26 protein-coding genes are annotated in these 21040 nt (G+C 61.3%); 19 read left to right on the top strand and 7 right to left on the bottom strand.

The genetic code is table 11. The features are described from left to right. Nucleotides 1-14: 14 nt before the first annotated feature. From V7714_RS18040 to V7714_RS18025, 4 genes are all read right to left on the bottom strand, one after another. Nucleotides 15-1634, bottom strand: coding sequence for an NAD+ synthase (locus tag V7714_RS18040; RefSeq protein WP_335710960.1), 1620 nt, complete (start codon nucleotides 1632-1634; stop codon nucleotides 15-17). A gap of 30 nt (nucleotides 1635-1664) precedes the next feature. After that, on the bottom strand, nucleotides 1665-1955 hold the full coding sequence (locus V7714_RS18035) for a hypothetical protein (RefSeq protein ID WP_335710959.1): 291 nt from the start codon (nucleotides 1953-1955) through the stop codon (nucleotides 1665-1667). A 143-nt stretch (nucleotides 1956-2098) separates the two neighbouring features. Beyond that, on the bottom strand, nucleotides 2099-2812 hold the full coding sequence (locus tag V7714_RS18030) for an SAM-dependent methyltransferase (protein WP_335710958.1): 714 nt from the start codon (nucleotides 2810-2812) through the stop codon (nucleotides 2099-2101). Further along, nucleotides 2809-3393 carry a Maf family nucleotide pyrophosphatase gene (locus tag V7714_RS18025; protein WP_335710957.1) on the bottom strand — a complete coding sequence of 195 codons (585 nt, stop codon included), beginning with the start codon at nucleotides 3391-3393 and terminating at the stop codon, nucleotides 2809-2811. The genes V7714_RS18030 and V7714_RS18025 overlap by 4 nt, the downstream gene beginning before the upstream one ends. A gap of 179 nt (nucleotides 3394-3572) precedes the next feature. On the opposite strand from V7714_RS18025, the gene V7714_RS18020 reads away from it, so the two are divergent. From V7714_RS18020 to cydX, 18 genes are all read left to right on the top strand, one after another. Next, nucleotides 3573-4088 carry a YceD family protein gene (locus V7714_RS18020; RefSeq protein WP_335710956.1) on the top strand — a complete coding sequence of 172 codons (516 nt, stop codon included), beginning with the start codon at nucleotides 3573-3575 and terminating at the stop codon, nucleotides 4086-4088. Between the two features lie 39 nt (nucleotides 4089-4127). Next, nucleotides 4128-4307 carry a 50S ribosomal protein L32 gene (gene rpmF, locus V7714_RS18015; protein ID WP_099405109.1) on the top strand — a complete coding sequence of 60 codons (180 nt, stop codon included), beginning with the start codon at nucleotides 4128-4130 and terminating at the stop codon, nucleotides 4305-4307. A gap of 118 nt (nucleotides 4308-4425) precedes the next feature. Then, on the top strand, nucleotides 4426-5460 hold the full coding sequence (gene plsX / locus V7714_RS18010) for a phosphate acyltransferase PlsX (RefSeq protein ID WP_335710955.1): 1035 nt from the start codon (nucleotides 4426-4428) through the stop codon (nucleotides 5458-5460). A gap of 247 nt (nucleotides 5461-5707) precedes the next feature. After that, complete coding sequence (locus V7714_RS18005) at nucleotides 5708-6667, top strand: beta-ketoacyl-ACP synthase III (RefSeq protein WP_335711019.1); 960 nt, start codon at nucleotides 5708-5710, stop codon at nucleotides 6665-6667. Nucleotides 6668-6780: 113 nt separating this feature from the next. Then, a complete protein-coding gene (locus tag V7714_RS18000; RefSeq protein ID WP_335710954.1) occupies nucleotides 6781-7416 on the top strand; it encodes a glutathione S-transferase family protein in 636 nt (211 codons plus the stop codon). A 13-nt stretch (nucleotides 7417-7429) separates the two neighbouring features. Continuing rightward, on the top strand, nucleotides 7430-8356 hold the full coding sequence (fabD, locus tag V7714_RS17995; protein WP_335710953.1) for an ACP S-malonyltransferase: 927 nt from the start codon (nucleotides 7430-7432) through the stop codon (nucleotides 8354-8356). Next, nucleotides 8353-8634, top strand: a complete 282-nt coding sequence (locus tag V7714_RS17990; protein WP_335710952.1) for a hypothetical protein — start codon at nucleotides 8353-8355, stop codon at nucleotides 8632-8634. Before fabD ends, V7714_RS17990 begins: the two co-directional genes overlap by 4 nt. 31 nt (nucleotides 8635-8665) lie before the next feature. Next, nucleotides 8666-9409 (top strand): 3-oxoacyl-ACP reductase FabG, encoded by a 744-nt coding sequence (fabG, locus tag V7714_RS17985; protein ID WP_335710951.1) that lies wholly within the window; start codon nucleotides 8666-8668, stop codon nucleotides 9407-9409. A 91-nt stretch (nucleotides 9410-9500) separates the two neighbouring features. Beyond that, complete coding sequence (gene acpP, locus V7714_RS17980) at nucleotides 9501-9740, top strand: acyl carrier protein (protein ID WP_284198422.1); 240 nt, start codon at nucleotides 9501-9503, stop codon at nucleotides 9738-9740. Between the two features lie 182 nt (nucleotides 9741-9922). Next, a complete protein-coding gene (fabF, locus tag V7714_RS17975; RefSeq protein WP_335710950.1) occupies nucleotides 9923-11164 on the top strand; it encodes a beta-ketoacyl-ACP synthase II in 1242 nt (413 codons plus the stop codon). Nucleotides 11165-11310: 146 nt separating this feature from the next. Continuing rightward, nucleotides 11311-12609 (top strand): aminodeoxychorismate synthase component I, encoded by a 1299-nt coding sequence (locus V7714_RS17970; RefSeq protein WP_335710949.1) that lies wholly within the window; start codon nucleotides 11311-11313, stop codon nucleotides 12607-12609. A gap of 40 nt (nucleotides 12610-12649) precedes the next feature. After that, the gene (pabC, locus tag V7714_RS17965; protein WP_335710948.1) at nucleotides 12650-13495 is read left to right on the top strand and encodes an aminodeoxychorismate lyase; all 846 of its coding nucleotides are present in this window, start codon (nucleotides 12650-12652) and stop codon (nucleotides 13493-13495) included. After that, nucleotides 13480-13746, top strand: coding sequence for a hypothetical protein (locus tag V7714_RS17960; protein ID WP_335710947.1), 267 nt, complete (start codon nucleotides 13480-13482; stop codon nucleotides 13744-13746). The genes pabC and V7714_RS17960 overlap by 16 nt, the downstream gene beginning before the upstream one ends. Before the next feature lie 105 nt (nucleotides 13747-13851). After that, the gene (locus tag V7714_RS17955) at nucleotides 13852-14415 is read left to right on the top strand and encodes a GbsR/MarR family transcriptional regulator (protein ID WP_335710946.1); all 564 of its coding nucleotides are present in this window, start codon (nucleotides 13852-13854) and stop codon (nucleotides 14413-14415) included. Nucleotides 14416-14420: 5 nt separating this feature from the next. Continuing rightward, nucleotides 14421-14675 (top strand): cytochrome oxidase putative small subunit CydP, encoded by a 255-nt coding sequence (gene cydP / locus V7714_RS17950; protein WP_335710945.1) that lies wholly within the window; start codon nucleotides 14421-14423, stop codon nucleotides 14673-14675. After that, a complete protein-coding gene (locus V7714_RS17945; RefSeq protein WP_335710944.1) occupies nucleotides 14659-16218 on the top strand; it encodes a cytochrome ubiquinol oxidase subunit I in 1560 nt (519 codons plus the stop codon). The genes cydP and V7714_RS17945 overlap by 17 nt, the downstream gene beginning before the upstream one ends. Before the next feature lie 12 nt (nucleotides 16219-16230). Continuing rightward, nucleotides 16231-17367, top strand: coding sequence for a cytochrome d ubiquinol oxidase subunit II (gene cydB / locus V7714_RS17940; protein ID WP_335710943.1), 1137 nt, complete (start codon nucleotides 16231-16233; stop codon nucleotides 17365-17367). 13 nt (nucleotides 17368-17380) lie between these two features. After that, nucleotides 17381-17524 carry a cytochrome bd-I oxidase subunit CydX gene (gene cydX / locus V7714_RS17935; RefSeq protein WP_284198430.1) on the top strand — a complete coding sequence of 48 codons (144 nt, stop codon included), beginning with the start codon at nucleotides 17381-17383 and terminating at the stop codon, nucleotides 17522-17524. A 111-nt stretch (nucleotides 17525-17635) separates the two neighbouring features. Here cydX and V7714_RS17930 read toward each other — a convergent pair whose 3' ends face one another. The 3 genes from V7714_RS17930 to V7714_RS17920 all read right to left on the bottom strand — a co-directional run bounded on the left by V7714_RS17930 (nucleotide 17636) and on the right by V7714_RS17920 (nucleotide 19833). After that, complete coding sequence (locus V7714_RS17930) at nucleotides 17636-18157, bottom strand: GNAT family N-acetyltransferase (RefSeq protein ID WP_335710942.1); 522 nt, start codon at nucleotides 18155-18157, stop codon at nucleotides 17636-17638. Nucleotides 18158-18271: 114 nt separating this feature from the next. Beyond that, nucleotides 18272-18976: a DsbA family protein gene (locus V7714_RS17925; RefSeq protein ID WP_335710941.1), complete on the bottom strand. Its 705-nt coding sequence runs from the start codon at nucleotides 18974-18976 to the stop codon at nucleotides 18272-18274. Then, nucleotides 18970-19833, bottom strand: a complete 864-nt coding sequence (locus tag V7714_RS17920; RefSeq protein WP_335710940.1) for an MBL fold metallo-hydrolase — start codon at nucleotides 19831-19833, stop codon at nucleotides 18970-18972. Before V7714_RS17920 ends, V7714_RS17925 begins: the two co-directional genes overlap by 7 nt. A gap of 134 nt (nucleotides 19834-19967) precedes the next feature. Between V7714_RS17920 and V7714_RS17915 the strand changes: the two genes are divergently transcribed. Continuing rightward, nucleotides 19968-20858, top strand: coding sequence for a LysR family transcriptional regulator (locus tag V7714_RS17915; RefSeq protein ID WP_335710939.1), 891 nt, complete (start codon nucleotides 19968-19970; stop codon nucleotides 20856-20858). The last annotated feature ends 182 nt before the right edge of the window (nucleotides 20859-21040 follow it).

Raw genomic sequence — 21040 nt, 5'->3', positions numbered from 1 at the left:
TGTAGGAGTGCAGGTCAGCGCAGGAACCGATTCGTCACCGGATAACGCCAGTCTCGCCCAAACCCACGAGGGGTTATGCGGGCGCCGATGGCGGCCTGGCGGCGCTTGTATTCGTTGACCTTGAGCAGTTTCACCACGCGCAATACATCGGCCTCGCTGTAGCCGCGGGCGATGATATCGGCCATGGACAGGTTTTCTTCCACATAGAGCGCCATGATGGCATCCAGGATGTCGTAGGGCGGCAGGCTGTCTTGGTCTACTTGGTTGTCGCGCAGCTCGGCCGAGGGGGGGCGGGTGATGATGCGGTCGGGGATGATGTCGGACACGCTGTTGCGGTACTGGCTGAGACGATAGACCAGGGTCTTGGCGATATCCTTGAGTACAGCATAGCCGCCGGCCATATCGCCGTAGAGGGTGGCGTAGCCTGTGGTCATCTCCGACTTGTTGCCAGTCGTCAGGACCAGTCTGCCGGTCTTGTTGGATAGCGCCATCAGCAGCACGCCGCGTATGCGGCTCTGCAGGTTTTCCTCGGTCGTGTCTGGCGCCAAGCCGGCGAACTGCGGCGCCAGAGCGGCGCTGAAGGCTTCATACATGGGCTCTATGCTGATCTCGTCATACTGCACGCCCAGCCGGCGCACCATCTCGCGGGAGTCGTCCAGGCTGATCTGGGCGGTGTAGCGGGAGGGCATCATCACCGCCCGCACCTTGTCGGCGCCCAGCGCATCTACCGCGATGGCCAGGGTCAGGGCGGAGTCTATGCCGCCGGAAAGGCCGATGATGACACCAGGGAAGCCGTTCTTGACGATGTAATCGCGGGTGGCGACGACTAGCGCCTGATAGACCGTGGCTTCTTCGCTGCCTGTTGGGGCGATGTCGGCGGGTTCAATATCACCGTCGCTGAAGCTCAGCATGGCGGTGGCAGATTCAAAGCACGGTAGCTGTGCCACTAGTTCGCCTGCCCGGTTCATGGCGAAGCTGGCGCCATCGAATACCAGTTCATCCTGGCCACCCACCCAGTTGCAATAAACGATGGGTAGGCCGGTTTCCTCTATGCGCTGGCGCACAATCTGCTGGCGTACATCGTCCTTGCCAACGTGGTAAGGCGAGGCGTTGGGCACCAGCAGGATCTGTGCGCCCATGTCGGCGGCTTCCGAGGCCGGCTCCACATGCCAGATATCTTCGCAGATGGGTACGCCAACCGTGACCACGCTGCCATCGTGGCAGCGTTGCTCATAAACGCAGGGTAGGGCGCCGGGCGTGAAGTAGCGGCATTCATCGAACACTTCGTTATTGGGCAGTACCATCTTCTGACCACGGGCCAGGAAGTTGCCATCACGCATCACGGTGACACCATTGAAGCGCTCCTGCCCCAGCATGACGGGGTGGCCCACGATCAACGTGACGTCATCAGCGGCATCCAGCAGCCTGTCCAACTGCTCGTTGCAGGCCTGGTAGAAGCTGGGGCGCAGCAGCAGATCCTCGGGTGGGTAGCCGGCGATGGCCAGTTCGGGCACCAGCAAGACATCGGCACGGGCTGCGCGGGCCTCGCTGATCAGGCGCAGTATCTGGTCGGTATTGCCGGCGAGGTCGCCGACGGTGGCGTTGAATTGGGCGACGGCGATTTTCATGGTCATGGTGAGTCTTTGCTGTGGTGCGGGCGCAGCTTAGTCGTAGGTAGCGGCAGGCTCAAAACGGCAGAGCTTGGCCACCAGTACGGCGGGAAACTGGGCGATGTCGAGGTTGTAGAGGCGTACGGCGGCCTCGTGGGTATTGAGCCTATCTTCCCAGGTGCGGGCGTCGAAGGTTGTGGGGTCGCTCTCTCGGCGCAAGGTCATGCCATCCAGCTCGGCGCGCAGGGCGGCGATGACGTGCCGGGCGGCGACCAGGCGGTTGTAGCAGAGTACCAGGTAGACCACGCAGGTCAGCACCAACAGGATCAGGATCAAGAGTGGCATGGCTATCCTCTATTCGGTGCGGCAGACAAAACCCAGTATGGCGGAACTGGCTAGGCGCGCAGGCGCAGGTATGCGCAGCAGACGGTGCGCGGGTGTGGCGGCCTAGTGCAGCAACGCAGTGGGGCTAGGTCTGCGGCGATCATTTAGCGACCTGCATAAAGTACGAACATGGCCGGTTTTTTCTTCAGGTCCGGCCTGGCCTGTGATTTCCAGTTGCTCAGTGTTTGCGACACGATGAGTTCATCGTTGCAGCTCAAGTCGCGTGCCACGGTCAGTTGCGTGGCCGGTTTGCATGCCTGCAGTATGGCATCCACCATGGCGTCGTTGCGGTAGGGGGTTTCAATAAACAGCTGGGCTTCGTCTAATTTGCTTGAATCCCGCTCCAGCTCGCGCAGTCGCTCCTGCCTGGGGCCGGCCTCAACCGGCAGGTAGCCATGGAAGCGGAAGCGCTGGCCGCTGGCGCCGGCGGCCATCAGGGCCAGTAGGATGGAGGATGGCCCCACCAGCGGCACGACTCGTATACCACGCCTATGCGCCAGCCTGACCAGGTTGGCGCCGGGGTCCGCCACGCCAGGGCAGCCGGCTTCCGAGATGACACCCACATCGTGGCCGGCTTCCAGCGGGGCGAGCAGGGCGGCCAGCTCGCTCTCCTTGCTGTGCTCATTGAGCTCCATCATTTTCAGCTCAGCGATGACGCGCTCAGGGCCGTACAGCTTGAGGAAGCGACGTGCCGTCTTGGCGTTCTCCACCACCCAGTGGTCTATGCGATTGGCCTGGGTACGCACGTCCTGCGGCAGGATGGCCTCCAACGGGCCTTCGCCCAATGGTGCCGGTACCAGATAGAGTGTGCCCTTCATAGCAGTGGATAACCTTCCTCGCGCAGCATGTGGCACAACGCTATCAGGGGCAGGCCGATGATGGCAGCAGGGTCGCTGCCTTCCATGCGGTCTATCATGGCGACGCCCAGACCTTCTGTCTTTGCGCTGCCGGCGCAGTCATAGGGCTGTTCGCGCTCCAGATAGCGGGTGATCTCGGCATCACTATAGTTGCGCATGCTGACCTGCCAGGGAACGACGATCTCCTGAGTGCGACCGCTGGCGCTATTGTGCAGGGCCAAGGCGGTATGGAACACCAGGGTCTGGCCGCGCATGGCACTCAGTTGCACGAAGGCGCGCTCGAAATTGCCGGGCTTGCCCAGTTGCTCGCCATGCAGCAGCGCAACTTGATCCGAGCCGATGATAAGGGCGCCGGGATAGCGGCCAGCCAGCGATTGAGCCTTGATTCTGGCCAGGCGGGTGGCCGTTTCGGCGGCAGTCTCACCGGCAAGGGGGGTTTCGTCGCAATCCGGGGCGGCGACTTCGAATGGCAGGCCTAGGCGCGTAAGCAGCTCGCGCCGGTAGCGCGAGGTGGAGCCGAGTACGAGTGTTGGTGTGCTCATGGTGGAGGCGGTTCCAGCGGGTTTACTTGATCTTGTGCCCTGCGGTGGCGTACCAGAACCTTGCCTGGCCGGCAGATTTGCAGGGGCCGTTAAGGGGCGGGCGGACTGTGCCTGTATCGCACGGCAAAGGCTAGATTTTTTTGACGTTTGAAGGACTTGGAGTATATCATCCACCGTTTATGTCCGACCTCACCTTCGACAACGGCGAATTTGCCAGACGTGAACGCACCCTGCAGGGGGAATTGGCCTTGGCCGAACTACCCCGTGTGGCGGCCGACGTGCTGGGCGGTAGTGCCATACAATTTGCCCTGGCCGGCAATGCAGACAAGTACAAGCGCCTGACGCTGGACTTGCGTGTAGGCGGCCAGCTTGAGTTGAAATGCCAGCGCTGCCTCAAGTCCTTGCCGTTCGAGATAGACGTAGCGACACGCTTCACCCTGTTTGCCGATGAGGCCAAGCTGGATGAGGCGGAAGCGGAAGATGAGGACATGGAAGGTTTGCTGTTTGAGCAAGAGTTCAGCCTGCTAAACCTGATTGAGGACGAGATTTTGCTGTCGCTACCCTATGCCCCGGCACACGATGCATGTGTTGCTGAGGCGGGTGTGGCGCCAGATGCGGACGTAGTGCCGCAAAAGCCGAACCCGTTTGCCGTGCTGGCGGATCTTAAAGGCAAGTTGCAGCGCGGCGAACACTAAGTTTTTGTCATTTTCGAGTTTGATCCAGGAGTTAGAACCATGGCCGTTCAACAGAACAAAAAATCCCCCTCCAAGCGCGGCATGCATCGCGCCCACGATTTCCTGACCGCTCCTGCGCTGGCTGTTGAGCCCAGCACCGGCGAGGCACACCTGCGTCACCACATCAGCCCCAACGGCTTCTACCGTGGCCGTCGCGTGGTCAAGGCCAAGGGCGAGTAATTGTCCTTTGCTTCGGCAAGCAATACCAAGGCGCGCTTCCTACGAAGCGCGCCTTTTTGTTTGTACTGTTTCAAGCTAGCGCTTGGCGAACATCGCGCTAGCCCGTAATCTCCCGCCCATGGAAATCACAGTCTCTATCGATGCAATGGGCGGCGACCACGGTGTGCATGTCACCGTGCCCGCCGCACTCAAGTTTCTCAAGGCACATCCCGACGTCAACGTGGTCCTGGTGGGTTTGCAAGATGCCATCGAGGCCGAGCTGAAGGCGCGTCATGCCTCGGTCGGCCCGCGTCTGCGCATTCATCACGCCAGCGAAGTCGTGGCCATGGACGAGGCGCCCCAGTTGGCCCTCAAGAACAAGAAAGACTCGTCCATGCGGGTGTCCATCAATCTGGTCAAATCCGGCGAGGCACATGCCTGCGTTTCGGCGGGCAATACCGGTGCGCTGATGGCCACGGCCCGTTTTGTGCTCAAGACCCTGGCGGGCATAGATCGCCCGGCTATTGCCAAGATGTTGCCCACCATGCACGGCACCAGTTGCGTGCTGGATCTAGGGGCTAATGTCGACTGTACGCCCGAGCAGCTGTATCAGTTCGGCGTGATGGGGGCGGCGCTCAGTAGTGCGCTGAATCACCAGGACAGGCCCACAGTCGGCCTGCTCAATATTGGCTCAGAGGACATCAAGGGCAATGAGGTGGTCAAGGAGGCGGCCGAGTTGCTGAAGGCATCCAGTCTCAACTTCCGTGGCAATGTGGAAGGCAACGACATCTACAAGGGAACGGTGGATGTGGTGGTCTGCGACGGCTTTACCGGCAATGTGGCCTTGAAGGCCTCGGAAGGCCTGGCCAAGATGCTGACCGAGATACTGAAGGACGAGTTTTCCCGCAGTTGGTGGCGCAAGTTGATTGCCCTGGTGGCGATGCCGGTGTTGCTGAGTTTTCGCCACCGCATGGATACCCGGCGCTTCAATGGCGCCAGCCTGTTGGGCTTGCGCGGTATTGTGGTGAAGAGCCACGGCGGTGCAGACAGGCTGGGTTTCTACTATGCGCTGGAGCAGGCGCTGGAAGAAGCCCGCTCCGGCGTGCTGCACAAGATTACCGAAACCATGGCAGACCATGTGGTGGCCAGCAAGGCTGCGGCCGAGCGTGGCTAACCGGTTGGGGTGTGGCGCAGCTTGCCTGGTGCTGTGTTGGTTCGGGCCGGGCGAGATGCGATCAAGTGTGTGGATGGTGGCTCGGGCGAGATAGCCGGGCCGATAGCCTGCGCAGGCAGCGTTTCTGCGCGAAACAAGATGGGGGTTGTGGGCGAGCCCTGGTATTTTCTGACCCGTGCGACCATGTCTCGTGCGGGCATTACCCCAGCGTACCGCTGCCCACGAGGCGGCGGATGGAGAGACCGAAGTGCAGTATTCCCGCATTGCCGGCACGGGCAGCTATTTGCCCGCGCGCGTACTGGCCAACGCCGAGTTGGCCCAGCAGGTTGATACCAGTGACGAATGGATAGTGACGCGTACGGGTATCCGTGAGCGCCGTATCGCCGCTGCAGACGAACTGACCAGTGATCTGGCGCTCAAGGCCAGCCTGGCCGCGATGGAGGCGGCGGGAGTTACCGCAGCCGATATCGACCTGATCATCGTGGCTACCACCACGCCCGACGTCGTGTTCCCCAGCACGGCCTGCATATTGCAGGATAAGCTGGGTGTGCACGGCTTTCCCGCCTTTGATGTGCAGGCCGTTTGTGCCGGTTTTGTCTATGCCCTGGCAACGGCTGACCAGTTTGTTCGTGGCGGCATGGCCAAGACGGCGCTGGTGGTGGGGGCGGAGGTGTTCTCCCGCATACTGGATTGGGATGATCGCAGTACCTGTGTGCTGTTTGGCGATGGTGCTGGCGCGGTGGTGCTGAAAGCCACTGAGCAGCCAGGCATTCTGGTCACCAAGCTCAAGGCAGACGGTCGTTACCGCGACATTCTGACTACCCCGGCCAGCATCATGCATGGCGATGTCAGCGGCAAGCCCTTCCTGCATATGGATGGCCCGGCGGTGTTCAAGTTTGCGGTCAAGGCGCTGGCCGAGCTGGCTACCGAAACGCTGACTGCGGCGGGTCTGCCGCAGTCTGAACTGAGCTGGCTGGTGCCGCATCAGGCCAATCTGCGAATTATCGAATCCACCGCCAAGCACCTGGGTCTGAGCATGGACAAGGTGGTGGTCACCCTGGATAGGCATGGCAATACCTCGGCCGCATCCATCCCGCTGGCCCTGGATGAGGCGGCCCGAGCGGGTCGTTTCAAGCCGGGGGAGCTGCTGCTGCTGGAGGGGATAGGTGGCGGATTTGCCTGGGGATCGGCCCTGCTGCGCTGGTAGGTGGTGGGCGGAGGTGCATCAAACAAGCGCCTGCTTGCTAGCGGTTTGACCGCTTGAAGGGTAGTATCTGCGCTTATTTTCTGGAAACGTCGTCGAAAAACAAGGGTGATAGCGTGTTCAGACTCTACGGCTCAGCATTCTCGAACTACTCCAACAAGGTCAAGCTGACTTTGCTGGAGAAGGGTATCGCTTTCGAGGAGATCGCGACAGGCCCCTCGCAAGAGGCGGATTTTCTGGCGCGCTGCCCCACAGGCAAGGTGCCTTACTTCGAGGTGGATGGTACTCGCTTTTGCGAGAGCCAGGCTGCATTGGAGTATCTGGAAGAACGCTATCCTGAGGTGGCCTTGCTGCCCAAGGACCTGCTGGCGCGTGCCAAGGTGCGTGAACTGATACAGATATTGGAGCAGGATGTGGAGCTGGTGGCCCGTCGTTTACTGCCGCACGCCTTGTTTGGCGCGCCAGTGGCCGATGGTGTCAAGGATGAGGTGGCACGCCAGCTGGACCGAGGGGTGCAGGCGTTTGGTAGGGTGGCCCGCTTTTCACCCTACCTGGCGGGCGAGATGTTTACCCTGGCGGACTGTGCCGCTGCCGTCCATTTTCCCTTGATCAGTCGGATTACCGACAAGGTCTACGGTCGAGACTGGTTTGCAGGGCTGCCGGTGGCGACTTATCTCGAACACATGAAGCAACGCCCTGCCTATGCGAGGGTGCTGGCCGATATGGCGGCAGCCCGCGCAGCGCGGGGATAGGAAAGCGCGATAGATGAAACTTGCATTTGTTTTTCCTGGCCAGGGTTCGCAAGCCATAGGCATGTTGAATGCCTTCGCTGATAGCGATGTGGTGCGGCAGACGCTGGCTGAAGCGAGCGAGGCGCTCGGTTTTGACCTGGCGGCCATGATAGCGGGCGGCCCGGACGAGGCGCTCAATGCGACCGTCAATACCCAGCCGGCAATGCTGGCGGCAGGCGTAGCGGTATACCGAGCCTGGCTGGCGGCCGGCGGGCGCAAGCCTGACTATCTCGCCGGCCACAGCCTGGGCGAGTACTCGGCTCTGGTGGCGGCCGATGCGCTGGATTTCAAGGATGCTGTGCGCCTGGTGCGCCTGCGGGCAGAGGCCATGCAGGCCGCAGTGCCAGCCGGGCAGGGCGGCATGGCTGCCATTCTGGGCCTGGACGATGACGCCATCCGTGCCGCCTGTGCCGAGGCGGCGCAAGGCGAGGTCGTAGAGGCGGTGAACTTCAATACCCCTGGCCAGGTGGTGATTGCAGGTAGCAAGGCTGCCGTGGATCGTGCCTGTGAGGCCTGTACGGCACGGGGCGCCAAGCGGGCCTTGCCACTGCCGGTATCGGTGCCTTCGCATTGCGCGCTGATGAAGCCTGCCGCCGTGCAACTGGAAGCGGCCATGGCGGGCATGACGCTCCGCACGCCCGCGATTCCGGTGATTCATAACGCAGATGTCACTGCCTGGTCACATGATCATGAGATTAAAGGGGCCTTGGCGCGCCAGCTCTATAGCCCGGTGCGTTGGGTAGAGACCGTGCAACTGCTGGCCCAGTATGGCGTGACCGTAGTGGCTGAATGCGGCCCAGGCAAGGTGCTGGCAGGTATGACCAAGCGCATCAATGGCGAGCTGAGCGGCATGGCACTGACCGAGCCGGCCAGTTTCGACAAGCTGAAGGCGGCCCTGTGAACCGGGTGGTAGAGGCATTTCGCCGCATGCGCTGGATAGACCGGTTGTTTATCCCGCTGGCACTGCTGCTGGGGGTTACCCGCGTGCATGACGGCCTAGTCAACGGTGTGGCATGGTCGCTGGCTGCCGGTGCGGGGTTTTTCCTGTACGCAGCTGGCAAGCTGGGGCAGTACATGAGCGGTGATGATGCCAGGCCCAGCGGCAAGGCCTTGGTCATGCAGGTGGCGGGTGTTGGCCTCTGGCTGGCCTCGATGATCTGGCGCCTGACGAACAATTGACGAATGAGCAAGTGAGCGAGGAAGACGACGCATGTCCCTAACAGGCAAAGTAGCACTGGTTACCGGTGCATCCCGCGGCATAGGCCGAGCTATCGCTGAGACCCTGGGCAAAGAGGGCGCCATCGTGATAGGTACGGCCACCAGCGACACGGGTGCGCAGGCCATATCGGACTACCTGGCGGCTGCCGGCTATCAGGGCCAGGGCCTGGCGCTCGACGTGAACGACAGCGCCGCCCTGGATGCTGCGCTGGAGCAGGTCGAGAAAACCCACGGCACCATTGCCGTGCTGGTGAACAATGCGGGTATTACCCGTGACCAATTGCTGATGCGGATGAAGGAAGAGGACTGGGATGCCGTCATGGATACCAATCTGCGTTCCGTATATCGGCTCTCCAAGGCCGTATTGCGTGGCATGATGAAGGCCCGCTGGGGGCGCATCATCAGTATTGCTTCGGTAGTAGGTGCATCCGGCTCTGCGGGCCAGACCAACTACGCCGCTGCCAAGGCGGGCATGATGGGTTTTACGCGGTCGCTTGCACGTGAGGTGGGTAGCCGCAATATCACGGTCAACTGCGTGGCCCCCGGTTTTATCGATACGGATATGACAGCCAGCCTGGCGGATGACTACAAGCAGAAGCTGCTGGCGCAGATCCCGCTGGAGCGTTTGGGGCAGCCGCAGGAGATTGCCGATGCCGTGGGCTTCCTTGCATCGGACCGAGCCGCTTACGTGACGGGTAATACCCTGCATGTAAATGGTGGTATGTATATGAATTAATTGGAGTTTTCACTCCGTTTTTTGGCGTCGCCGTTTTTTGATAGAATGCGGGCGCTTTTGACCATCCAACACGAAAGGTTTGGGTTCAAGAATGGAAAATATCGAACAACGCGTGAAGAAGATCGTCGCCGAACAGCTGGGCGTCAACGAAGCCGATATCAAGATCGACTCGTCCTTCGTTGAAGACCTCGGTGCCGACTCGCTCGACACCGTTGAGCTCGTGATGGCGCTGGAAGAAGAATTCGAGTGCGAAATTCCGGACGAAGAAGCCGAAAAGATCACCAACGTTCAGCAAGCCATCGATTACGTCAAGAGCCATCAGGGCAAGTAATCCAGCTGTGTGCCAGACCTTGACCGGCTTGGCTGCAGGGTGTGCAAGACCCCGACGCGTTTGCTCGCGGCGGGGTCTTGTCACATTTGCTGTTCAATTTGATCGGTCGCTTGTTTGACCGTGGTGTATTGTCATGCGAGTCATGTAGAGTGATGCGCAGCTGTTCTCGATAGGAAGTTCCAATGTCCAAACGCAGAGTTGTCGTTACTGGCCTGGGCCATGTTTCTCCTGTAGGCAATGATGTCGCTTCGGGATGGGCCAATTTGCTGGCCGGCAAGAGCGGTATCGGCACCATCACCCGTTTTGATGCCAGCGATATGGCCTGCCAGATCGCCGGGGAAGTGCGTGGCTTCGATGTCACCCAATACATTTCGCCCAAAGAGGCACGCCGCATGGATACCTTTATCCATTACGGCATCGCCGCTGCGCTGGATGCCATCAAGGATGCCGGCCTGGACGATATCGCTGGTCTGGACAAGACCCGTGTCGGCGTCAATATCGGCTCGGGTATCGGCGGTCTGCCCCTGATTGAGGAAACCGGCGTGGATCTGCTGCAGGGCGGCCCGCGCAAGATCGGTCCATTCTTTATTCCTGGTTCGCTGATCAACCTGATCGCGGGCCATGTCAGCATCATCAAGGGCTATCAAGGCCCCTCCTACGGCATCGTGTCGGCGTGTACCACTGGCGCTCACTGCATAGGAGATGCTGGCCGCATGATCCAGTACGGCGACGCTGACATTATGGTGGCGGGCGGTGCCGAATGTGCCATCGCCCGCTTGGGCATAGGCGGTTTTGCGGCCATGAAGGCACTGTCTACCCGCAATGATGACCCGACCACGGCATCGCGCCCCTGGGACAAGGGTAGGGACGGCTTTGTCATGGGCGAGGGGGCTGGGGTGCTGGTGCTTGAGGAGTACGAGCACGCGGTCAAGCGCGGCGCCACCATCTATGCAGAGCTGGCCGGCTTTGGCATGAGCTCGGACGCCCACCACATCACCGCGCCGAATGCCGAGGGCCCGGCCCGTGGCGTGCAGAATGCGTTGCGGGATGCCGGCGTCAATCCTGACGAGGTCGACTACGTCAACGCCCACGGCACGTCCACGCCGCTGGGCGATGCCAACGAGACCAATGCACTCAAGATTGCCTTTGGTGACCATGCCCGCAAGCTGGCCATCAACTCGACCAAGTCCATGACGGGTCACTTGCTGGGCGGCGCGGGTGGGGTAGAGGCGGTGTATTCCATCCTGGCCTTGCACCACCAGAAGAGCCCGCCCACCATCAATCTGTTCGAGCAGGATATCGAGGGGGGCTGTGATCTGGATTACGTGGCCAATACGGCCCGTGACATGACTATCCGGGTGGCGATCTCTAACTCCTTCGGCTTTGGCGGAACCAATGGCACCCTGGTGTTCAAGCGGGCCTAGCCTGGGTGCGGGAGGCGTTGCGCGCTAGAACGACGTAGCGTACTGCCCTGTGGTGGCGGGCCTCCTGGCGGAATAGCCGCCAAGCAGCTTGCCAAACAGAATGCCGCGCGGGAGACTGCGCGGCGTTTTCATTGATTTGCTGCGCGATGCCAACCTTATCGCTAGATACCACGCCCGATCTGCTGGCGCTGGCTGCGGCCCATCCGGCTGCGTTTCCCTATCTGTTGCAGTCTGCTGGCGACACCGGCTGGGACATCCTGTTCGCCCTGCCTATGTCGGTGCGTGTCTATGCCGGGCACGAGGGGCAGATGCTATACGACGACCTTGCCCGTATCGCCGTCGCGCCCCGGATAGAGGCAGGGGAGTTACCCTTTAGTGGTGGCTGGTTCACCTATCTGGGCTATGAGTGGCTGGAGACACTGGAACCCACGGTACCGGCACGACAGGACAGGGACTTCCCCTTGGGGCTGCTGGCCAGGGTGCCGGCTGCCATCTTGGTAAGGCGAGGCCAGGGTGGGGCGGTGCTGGTGGCGGAGACCGAGGCGCAACTGGCCAGTCTGCAGGCATTGCTGGCTGCCGTGCCGGTCTTTGCGCCACAAGCCATTGCCTTGCAGCAACTGGGGGAGGACGAGCCGGCGGCATTCCTGGCGGGGACCTTGCGCTGCAAGGACTATATCCGCGAGGGCGATGTATTCCAGGTCAATCTGTCGCGCGGCTGGGACGCCAGGCTGGCCGATGGCGCCGGGCCGCTGGACCTGTTCGCCCAGTTGCGCCGCGCCAATCCTGCGCCGTTCTCTGCCTATGTGGATCTGGGGGGCGGCCAGGCTATCGTCAGTTCATCGCCTGAGCGCCTGGTGAAGATAGACAGGCAGGGCCGGGTGGAGACGCGTCCCATCGCAGGTACGCATCCCCGTTCTGCTGATCCGCAAGAGGACGCTGCGCAGAAGGCTAGGCTGCTGGCTTCGACCAAGGAGCGGGCGGAGCACATCATGCTGATCGACCTGGAGCGCAACGATCTGGGGCGTATTGCCGTGCCGGGTACGGTAAAGGTGGATGCCTTGATGGAAGTGACCAGCTATACCTATGTCCACCATATCGAGTCCACCGTCAGTTGTACCTTGAGTGCAGGGCAGCATGTGGCTGGGGTATTGCGGGCCTTGTTCCCCGGCGGCACGATTACCGGTTGCCCCAAGGTTCGCTGCATGCAGATCATCCGGGAGCTGGAAGACAGGCCGCGCCGTGCCTATACCGGCAGCCTGGGTTATATCAATCGAGATGGCTCGCTGGACCTGAATATCCTGATTCGTACCTTTATGCAGGATGGCGATGCCTTGTACTTCCGCGCAGGTGCTGGCATCGTGGCCGATAGTGATCCCGAGCGGGAGCTGAATGAGACGCGCGCCAAGGCCAGGGGCTTGCTGCGCGCCCTGGGGGTGCAGCACTAGTGCGGTGGCCACACCGGCTAGGTGAGGGAAAGGGAGAGGCGTGACCGAGCAAACCACCTTGATCAATGGCGAGGTTGATACCGTAATCTCTCCACGGGATCGCGGACTGGCCTATGGCGACGGGGTGTTCCGTACCCTGCGCTGCCAGGCCGGACGGGTGCTGGCCTGGCCCAGGCAGTATGCGAGGCTGCAGGCCGATTGTGATCGCTTGGGCATGGTGTGCCCGGATGAAGCCCTCTGGTTGGCCGATCTGGCAAGACTGGCGCCCTGGGATGCCAGCATCAAGCTGATAGTGACGCGCGGGGTGGCCGCCAGGGGCTATGCCTGTGCACCGGACGCACCGCCTACCCGGCTGGTATTGGTCGGTCCCTTGCCCGCCTACCCGGAGGCGCTTTACCGCGATGGCGCAGCCATCAGGCTGTGCGACTGGTTGTTGCCAATACAGCCCGGATTGGCCGGGGTCAAGCATCTCAACCGGCTGGATCAGGTGATGGCCAGGCGGGAGTGGAGCGACCCGGCGATATTCGAAGGCCTGATGCGTAATGCGCGAGGTGAGCTGGTAGAGGGGGTGATGAGCAATCTCTACCTGCTGCAGGATGGCTGCTTGCTGACGCACCCGCTAACGGATTGTGGCGTGGCTGGCGTAATGCGCGAGATGGTGTTGCAGCTTGCCACCGAGTTGGGCTTGCCAACCGTGTTGCGGTCTTTCGATGCGGATGTCATGCTGGGGGCCGAGGCTGTGTTGCTGAGCAATAGCCTGGTTGGCGTAGTGCCGGTGGGGCGTTGTGGCCAGCGCCTCTGGCAGGATTTCAGCTTGGCTGCGCAACTTAACCGCCGTATCAACTCGTTGTGTCTTGAAGAGAGCCGCTTATGCTTGCCCGTTTGATCTTGCCCATGCTGCTGCTGGCACCCGCCATGGCCGCGCAGCCGACATTGCCGGATAAGTATTCCCCCATCTTCTACGAGCATCTGCCGGGCAAGGAGAAAGCCCGATGCGAGAAGTACGTCAACGAGTTGGTGCTGATAGAGAAGCGCAAGAAGATGGGTGCCAAACCTTGGGACCTGGAGAAGATGGCGGCCAAGCAGGCCAAGATAGAGGCCGACTACGACAAGTACTGCCTGCGTCTGCAGAAGTAACCGTAACGGTGCACAGTAAGCCGGCTGATTGCCGGCTTTTTTGCAACTGTACTTGCCATGAATGGCAGTAATGTTTAAATTTCCAGAAAATACTGGAAATTGAGCATGAACCTGACTCCGCTGGCTGAACGCTTTGTGCTGCACTTTGGTGAAATGGGCTCCCGCTGGGGGGTCAACCGCACTGTGGGGCAGATCTATGCCCTGCTCTATATCAGTGGCAAGCCGCTATGTGCCGACGAGATAGGCGAGACGCTGGCGTTTTCCCGTTCCAATGTCGGCATAGGCATCAAGGAGCTGCAGGCCTGGCGGCTGGTCAAGCTGGTACACCTGCCCGGTGATCGGCGCGACTTCTTTGAGCCGCCCAAGGATGTCTGGGACATCTTCCGGGTGTTGATGGAGGAGCGCCGTCGCCGCGAGATAGAACCTACCCTCAGCATGCTGCGCGAGGCCTTGCTGGAGCGCCCCGATAGCGAGGCGGACCAGATTGCCCAGGACCGCATGCGCGAGATGCACGGGCTGATCGAGCTGACCACGGGCTGGCTGGACGAAGTGCAGCGGCTCTCGCCAGAGACGGTGATACGGCTGATGCAACTGGGGGCCAAGGTACAGAAGGTGCTGGAGTTCGCCGACAAGCTCAAGTTCGGTGCCCGTGATGGCGGCGAGGCTTGACCGCCATGGCTGACCCCGACCCTGGCCCCAGACCTGCCCTTGCCACGCGCCGGCCCCGCTTGTGGCTGGAATTGAGCGTGATCGTGGCGGTCAAGCTCTCCCTCTTCTTTACCGCCAAGCACCTTTGGTTCAGCGAGCCACTGGCCCGCCACATGACCGTACCCCAGCCGCAGGTGGAGCAGCAACTGCTCGGCACGGCGGCCCAGCCCCTACCCCCTGTATCCCCCACTCGCGGAGCCTCCCATGATCTCACCCGATGACGTGGTCACCCTGTCACGCCTGCAGTTTGCGTTGACGGCCATGTTCCACTTCCTGTTTGTGCCATTGACCTTGGGGCTGTCCTGGATACTGGTGATCTGCGAGGCCGCCTATGTCATGACCGGCCGGCAGGTGTATCAAGACATGACCCGCTTCTGGGGCAAGTTGTTCGGTATCAATTTCGCCATGGGGGTGGCCACCGGGCTGACGCTGGAGTTCCAGTTCGGTACCAACTGGGCTTACTACTCCCACTATGTAGGGGACATCTTCGGCGTGCCCTTGGCGATAGAAGGCATGATGGCCTTTTTTCTGGAGTCCACCTTCATCGGCTTGTTCTTCTTTGGCTGGAACCGCCTGAGCCCGGTCAAGCACCTGATGGTGACCACCTTGCTGGCGTTGGGGACCAATCTCTCGGCCTTGTGGATCTTGATCGCCAACGGCTGGATGCAGAACCCGGTGGGCGCCGAGTTCAACTATCACACCATGCGCATGGAGCTGGTGAGTTTGTCGGAAGTGTTCTTCAACCCGGTGGCGCAGGCCAAGTTCGTGCACACGGTGGCGGCTGGCTATGTCACGGGGGCCATGTTCGTGCTGGGCATATCGGCGCTTTACCTGCTGCGTGCCCGTGATACCGGTTTCGCCATACGCTCGTTTGCCATTGCGGCGGGTTTTGGCCTGGCTGCCAGCCTGTCGGTCATCGTGCTGGGCGACGAATCGGGCTACACCACGGGCGAGGTGCAGAAAGTAAAACTGGCGGCGATCGAGGCGGAGTGGGAAACCCATCCTGCGCCAGCAGGGCTGACCCTGTTTGGCCTGCCCAATCAGGCCGAGGAGCGTACTGACTATGCGGTGAAGGTGCCCTACGTACTGGGCCTGATCGCTACCCGCTCGGTCGACGAGCCCGTGATCGGGATCAAGGATCTGAAGCGCAATCATGATCTGCGCATACGCCGTGGCATGAAGGCCTATGAGGCGCTGGTGAAGCTCAAGGCAGGTGACAAGTCCGACGCTGTGCTGCTGCAGTTCGAGCAGCACAAGGCCGATCTGGGTTTTGGTCTGCTGCTGAAGAAGTACACGCCCAGGGTGGTGGATGCGACCGAGGCGCAGATCGCCCAGGCGGTGAGCGACACCATTCCGCAAGTGGCACCGCTGTTCTGGGCCTTCCGTGGCATGGTGGGGCTGGGCTTTCTGTTCCTGTTCATCTTTGGCGCCAGCTTCTGGTATCTGGCGCGTAAGCAGCTGGCCCCCCGGCGCTGGCTGCTGCGCCTGTGCGTGGTCGCCATCCCCTTGCCTTGGGTGGCGGCGGAGTTGGGCTGGTTTGTGGCGGAGTATGGCCGGCAGCCCTGGACCATCTCGGGCATCCTGCCTACCCATCTGTCGGTCTCCAGCATTGAGGCCAGCCAGGTGTGGACCAGTCTGCTGGGTATAGGTGCCATCTACCTGGGCCTGTTCGTGGTGGAGATGTATCTAATGCTCAAATACATACGGCTGGGGCCGGCCAGCCTGGGCACGGGTCGATATCACGGCGAAGCCACCACTGCTTAGAAGGAGCGCCACATGCTGGATTACGACACGCTGAAATTGATCTGGTGGGGACTGCTGGCGACCCTGCTGATCGGCTTTGCCTTGATGGACGGTTTTGACATGGGGGTTGCCATGCTGCTGCCCTATGTAGGCCGTACCGACGAAGAACGCCGGGTGGCCATCAATGTGGTGGGCCCCACCTGGGAGGGAAACCAGGTCTGGCTGGTGCTGGCCGGCGGCGCCATCTTTGCGGCCTGGCCGCTGGTGTATGCGGCGGGCTTCTCGGTGTTCTATTACGCCCTGGTGCTGGCGCTATGTGCCTTGTTCCTGCGCCCGGTAGGTTTCGACTACCGCAGCAAGCTGGCCAACCCGTACTGGCGCAGCTTCTGGGACTGGGGGCTGTTTGTTGGCGGCTTGGTGCCGGCGCTGGTGTTCGGGATTGCGATTGGCAATCTGTTTGTCGGTCTGCCCTATCGCTTCGACGACACCATGCGGGTCAGCTATGGCGGTGGTCTGCTTGATCAGCTGAACCCGTTTGGCCTGTACTGCGGCTTGGTATCGGCCTGCCTGCTGGCTTTGCATGGCGCTACCTTGTTGCTGCTGCGCACCGAGGCTGCGGTTTGCTGGCGTGCGCGGCGGGCTGCCATGGTGTTGGGCTGCCTGCTGGCGCTGCTGTTCGTACTGGGTGGCGTGTGGCTCGCGGACATGCCGGGTTTGAGCCTGCAAAGCCAGGGCGAAGTGGCCAAGGCGCTGACGCCATTTGAGAAGACGGTCAGCCGGGTAGCAGGCGGCTGGTTGCACAACTATGCTCGCTGGGACTGGCTATGGCTGATGCCTGCCAGCGGTGTGGCGGCGGCCTTGCTGGCTAGCCTGTCGGCCTGGCGTAGTTGGCGTTGGGCGGCGTTTCTAGCCAGTGGTATGGCGATAGTCGCCATTCTGCTGACGGCGGGCTTGTCGCTGTTTCCGTTTGTGCTGCCTTCTAGCATGGATGTCCAGAGCAGCCTTACCCTGTGGGATGCCAGTTCCAGCCATAAAACCCTTTGGGCCATGCTGTTGGTGACCGCCATCCTGCTACCCATCGTGCTGCTCTATACCAGCTGGGTCTATCGGGTATTGCGTGGGCCGGTGACGGTAGAGGCCATCCGGCGCGACAGTCATACCGCTTATTAAGAGAGGACAAGCAATGTGGTATTTCGCCTGGATACTGGGTTTGGGGCTGGCACTGGCCTTTGGCGTGGTCAACGTGATGTGGCTGGAGGCCAACTATGCCTTTGGCCAGCGTGATGAAGATGAAACCCGGCGCCGCTTCGAGGCGCACAAGGAGTGATGCCTGTGGGCCGGCCAGATTCGTCCGACCCTGCCTGGCTGGGCGAGTCTGGCCGTCCTGTCGGCTTGCCGGCCACTGGGGCATCTTATATATATGCCTGCTGGGCGGCGTTCAGCCATCCACCGGTTGTTGTGGTGTAGGCAGTAACAACTGGTAGAACGCCAGATCCAGCCAGCGGCCAAACTTGAAGCCTGCCTGCCGGATGGTGCCGGCGTGACTGAAACCCAGCTGCAGATGCAGGGCGATACTGCCGGCATTGTCGGCATCGATGCCACCTACCAGGGTATGCACCCCGCGCGCTTGGGCTTCGACTATCAATGCCTCCAGCAGTTTGCGACCCAGGCCGGCGCCGCGCTGGTCTTTGTGGACATAGACGGAGTGCTCGACCGAATACTTGAAGGCCGGCCAGGCGCGGAAGGTGCCATAGCTGGCAAAACCCAGCAGCGTGCCCTCATCATCCTCGAAACCGATGACGGGAAAGCCATTGGCCCGCTTGGTCTCGAACCAGCCCACCATGCTGGCGGCCGGCCTGGGGTGGTAGTCATACAATGCAGTGGAGTTGACGATAGCGTCATTGAAAATGGCCAGTATGGCCTCGGCGTGGCGGGCTTCGGTACAGTGGACAAGACGCATGGGATTCCTGGATGGCGGGTGCTGATTCGCCATGTTATCCAAAGGCCCCAGGCACGGTAAGTGCCAACCCTATCCAATACCTGGGGTATTAGCGTGTCGCCAGCAGCCTGCGTATCACACTGTGCAGGTGCCGGTGTCGCAGGCCAGTTGCTGTGACGGCCGGGACTTGCTGCCCACATTTGCCAGCCTGTCGCGCAACCAGGCTTGCCATTCAGTGGGTTTGCCCAGGTAGCGGTCCAGCGGCAGGATTTCCTGCTGCGTGTCATTGACCAGAACCAGGGTAGGGAAGCCGCGTGCGCCCAACTGTGCCATCTGCGCTCGGCTGCTGGCGATATGGCTGGCGGTTTCGGCGCCTTGCAGCTTGTCGTAGGCGTTGGCGTACGCATGGGTATCCAGCCCCAGATCAGCGGCCAACTGATGCAGGACTGCAGGGGCGGCAATCTGCAGGCCCGCAACATAGTGGGCTTGCTGCAGGCGATGCAGCATGGCCAGGCCCATGCCAGCGGCTGACTCGGCTGCCAGGATGGCGCTGATGGGTGGTGCCGAATCGAGCACGGCCGTCCTATCGCGCAGCAGTCCATCGCTATAGCCTGTGCCAAAGGGCTGGCCGGTGAGTTCGGCGATACGTTGATCGTGTGGCAATACAAAATCTCGCCAGGCCGTGCTGATGGTGCGGCGTTGATCTCCCGCCAGCATACCGCCGGCATGCAGGTGCAGGGCGACGCCGGGCAAGCTTGCCGCGATGGTAATCAAGGGGGCGGCGCCGTAGCACCAGCCGCACAGTGGATCGTAGTAATAGTGCAGGGTGGGGCTTACCATTTCATGTCTCCCATACGGACCTTGGCGCCTATATCAAGTGTAATGCCCAGGCCGGCTTCGGGGTAGGCGCGTTGCATGGCGGCTATCAGTTCGTCACTGGTCTTGGCTTGCTGGCTGGCTGCGTCGAAGCGCAGCAGATAATCACGGGTGTATTGGATGGCACTGGCGTCAAGTGCGCCACCTGTCGCCATATGGCCGGGGATCACAACGGCAGGCTGCAGTGCCTGCATCTCCGCCAGTTGGCTCAGCCAGGCCTTGCGCTCACTTTCTTGCTGCGTATCGGCGGTCCAGACATGCAGCTTGCTGAAGACGGCGACATTACCCGCGATGGTGCGCAAGGAGGGAATCCAGACATAGGGCCGATGCGCCAAGACGCCTTGGGTGCCACGCAACTCGATGGTGGCACCATCCAGCAGCAGGGTAGTGCTGGAGAGTGGCTGCGGCAGTACCGGCTGCAGGGGGGCATTGGCGCCCATCTTGGGGCCCCAGTAAGCCAGCTTGGCGGCCTGCTTGGCCTTGATCTTTTCCGCCACCGCGGGGCTGGCGACGATGTCTGCCTGGGGGAACAGGTTTTTGAGTGTTGCCGCACCGAAGTAATAGTCAGGGTCGGCATTGCTGATCAATATGGTCTTGAGCGTCTTGCCGCTATCAAGTACGTGGGCGGCAATGCGATAGGCATCTGCCCGGGTGAAGCCGGCGTCGATGACCATGGCTTCGCTGCTGCCGGTGATCAACACTGAATTGGCGTGAAAGCTGCCTGCATCGGCATTGTAGAGTTTGAGCTGCAGGGGCTGGGCTGCCTGGGTGGTGGCGGCAAGGCTGAGCAGAGCGGTTGCAAGCAGGGTGGGGCGCAGCATGGTGTAACTCCTTGAGGGTGGCGACAACGGGCCTAATCCCGCGTCGTTTTCAGTGAGGTGCACTTTAGTGGCTTAATTCGTCCGGATAAATCGGCTAATCTGTTCATGTTTGTTGCGTATATCGAGCAAGTGATATGGATAGATTGTTGGCGATGCGTGTTTTTGCCGATGTGGCCCAGACCGGCAGCTTTACCGCCAGTGCGGAGCGCCTGGATATGTCGCGCGCCATGGTGACCCGCTATGTGGCAGAGATGGAGCAGTGGCTGGGTGCCCGCCTATTGCAGCGCACGACCCGGCGTGTGGCGCTGACCGATGCCGGCGAGCAATGCCTGCGGCGCAGCCAGCAGATGCTGGCGTTGGTCGAGGAGGTGGAGGCGGAGATATCCCCGCCCGACGGGTTGCTGCGAGGGCAGCTGCGGTTGACCTGCAGCATGTCGTTTGCCTACGGCCACCTGGCGGCGGCCATCAGTGACTTTCTGGCCATGCATCCGCTATTGAAGATAGATCTGGATGTGGGGGACCGTGCCGTGAATCTGGTCGAGTCGCGCATCGACCTGGCGGTGCGCATCAGTGCCGACCCGGACCCCGCGCTGATTGCCCGGCCATTGGCACCTTGCGATTCCGTCCTGGTGGCAGCGCCTGCCTATCTGGCGGCGCATGGCTATCCGCAGCACCCAGCGGAGTTGGGCCGGCATTGTTGTCTGGGCTATGCCAATTTTGGTCGCAGTACCTGGCGCTTCAACCAGGAAGGCGCGTGGCAGGAGGTCAGCGTCACCCCGCGCTTTACTGCCAATGAGGCAACGGTGCTGTTGCAGGCAGCACTGGCGGGGGGTGGCATCGCGCTACAGCCCACCTACCTGGCCAACCGTTTGCTGGCGGGGGGTGAGCTGGTGGCCGTGTTGCCAGCCTGGCAGCCGCCGCAGATGACTATCTATGGTTTATATCCATCGCGCCGGCAGCTATCGCCAGCTATCCGGGCGCTGCTGGATTTTCTGGTTGTACGATTTGCTGATCGGCGTTGGTAATTGCCGGCGTGGCGAATACACGTGGCTGAATCTGCGTTTAGGGCCGCCAGATCAGGCTAAACGGGCCTTCCGGCACCCCGGTCTGATACGGGAGATTTGCGCCGCCGAGAAGAATTTTGCGAATAGGTGTTGACGCGATTATCTGTGGGACGTATAGTTCGCCTCCTTGCTGCTGACGCAGG

This window comes from Chitinimonas sp. JJ19 (assembly GCF_036961565.1).
In the GTDB taxonomy this organism is placed as follows: domain Bacteria; phylum Pseudomonadota; class Gammaproteobacteria; order Burkholderiales; family Chitinimonadaceae; genus Chitinimonas.
This window is presented reverse-complemented; position numbering and strand designations above follow the sequence as displayed.

Bases quoted from the DNA above. Each gene is read 5' to 3' on its own strand.
- cydB (WP_335710943.1), top strand. From the start codon at position 16,231: ATGCTGGATTACGACACGCTGAAATTGATCTGGTGGGGACTGCTGGCG.
- V7714_RS17960 (WP_335710947.1), top strand. From the start codon at position 13,480: ATGCTTGCCCGTTTGATCTTGCCCATGCTGCTGCTGGCACCCGCCATG.
- V7714_RS17930 (WP_335710942.1), bottom strand. From the start codon at position 18,157: ATGCGTCTTGTCCACTGTACCGAAGCCCGCCACGCCGAGGCCATACTG.
- V7714_RS17945 (WP_335710944.1), top strand. From the start codon at position 14,659: ATGATCTCACCCGATGACGTGGTCACCCTGTCACGCCTGCAGTTTGCG.
- V7714_RS18040 (WP_335710960.1), bottom strand. From the start codon at position 1,634: ATGACCATGAAAATCGCCGTCGCCCAATTCAACGCCACCGTCGGCGAC.
- acpP (WP_284198422.1), top strand. From the start codon at position 9,501: ATGGAAAATATCGAACAACGCGTGAAGAAGATCGTCGCCGAACAGCTG.
- fabG (WP_335710951.1), top strand. From the start codon at position 8,666: ATGTCCCTAACAGGCAAAGTAGCACTGGTTACCGGTGCATCCCGCGGC.
- rpmF (WP_099405109.1), top strand. From the start codon at position 4,128: ATGGCCGTTCAACAGAACAAAAAATCCCCCTCCAAGCGCGGCATGCAT.
- V7714_RS18030 (WP_335710958.1), bottom strand. From the start codon at position 2,812: ATGAAGGGCACACTCTATCTGGTACCGGCACCATTGGGCGAAGGCCCG.
- V7714_RS18020 (WP_335710956.1), top strand. From the start codon at position 3,573: ATGTCCGACCTCACCTTCGACAACGGCGAATTTGCCAGACGTGAACGC.
- V7714_RS17955 (WP_335710946.1), top strand. From the start codon at position 13,852: ATGAACCTGACTCCGCTGGCTGAACGCTTTGTGCTGCACTTTGGTGAA.
- V7714_RS18025 (WP_335710957.1), bottom strand. From the start codon at position 3,393: ATGAGCACACCAACACTCGTACTCGGCTCCACCTCGCGCTACCGGCGC.
- V7714_RS17920 (WP_335710940.1), bottom strand. From the start codon at position 19,833: ATGCTGCGCCCCACCCTGCTTGCAACCGCTCTGCTCAGCCTTGCCGCC.
- V7714_RS17925 (WP_335710941.1), bottom strand. From the start codon at position 18,976: ATGGTAAGCCCCACCCTGCACTATTACTACGATCCACTGTGCGGCTGG.
- cydP (WP_335710945.1), top strand. From the start codon at position 14,421: ATGGCTGACCCCGACCCTGGCCCCAGACCTGCCCTTGCCACGCGCCGG.
- V7714_RS17915 (WP_335710939.1), top strand. From the start codon at position 19,968: ATGGATAGATTGTTGGCGATGCGTGTTTTTGCCGATGTGGCCCAGACC.
- V7714_RS18035 (WP_335710959.1), bottom strand. From the start codon at position 1,955: ATGCCACTCTTGATCCTGATCCTGTTGGTGCTGACCTGCGTGGTCTAC.
- fabF (WP_335710950.1), top strand. From the start codon at position 9,923: ATGTCCAAACGCAGAGTTGTCGTTACTGGCCTGGGCCATGTTTCTCCT.
- plsX (WP_335710955.1), top strand. From the start codon at position 4,426: ATGGAAATCACAGTCTCTATCGATGCAATGGGCGGCGACCACGGTGTG.
- cydX (WP_284198430.1), top strand. From the start codon at position 17,381: ATGTGGTATTTCGCCTGGATACTGGGTTTGGGGCTGGCACTGGCCTTT.
- fabD (WP_335710953.1), top strand. From the start codon at position 7,430: ATGAAACTTGCATTTGTTTTTCCTGGCCAGGGTTCGCAAGCCATAGGC.
- V7714_RS17970 (WP_335710949.1), top strand. From the start codon at position 11,311: ATGCCAACCTTATCGCTAGATACCACGCCCGATCTGCTGGCGCTGGCT.